This is a genomic window from Acinetobacter endophylla (assembly GCF_053543775.1).
Genome location: NZ_JBLVOM010000106.1, coordinates 1 through 350 on the forward strand (window position 1 = coordinate 1; position 350 = coordinate 350).

1 protein-coding gene is annotated in these 350 nt (G+C 42.3%); it reads left to right on the forward strand.

What is annotated here, in order from left to right:
- Positions 1-49 precede the first annotated feature (49 nt).
- A partial coding sequence (locus ACNPNW_RS05490) for a DUF4386 domain-containing protein (RefSeq protein ID WP_448766673.1) occupies positions 50-350 on the forward strand: 301 nt, incomplete at its 3' end.

Below are 350 nucleotides of genomic sequence, written 5' to 3' on the forward strand. Positions count from 1 at the left end.
CGTGTTAAGTAAACAGTCTTTATCCGCAGGAACATCCGGTGATTCTTACTTGCAAACCTTAGGGGATTTAGCGGTGGAAGCCCATTATTTGTTATTTGATATGGGCATGCTTGTGTTGAGTTTAGGCAGCTTATTATTTTGTTCTATTCTCTATCGATCAAGATTGGTTCCACGGTTGTTGTCCATTATCGGCTTGATTGGGTATACGGGTCTGTTAGCAAGTAGTTCTTTGTCCATCGCCGGCCTAGATGTTGGAGAGGTTCTTTACATCCCTGGAGCGATATTCGAAATCGCTTTACCAGTTTGGCTCATGGTGAAAGGATTTAATCTAAATACGCGATTTTCCGCAA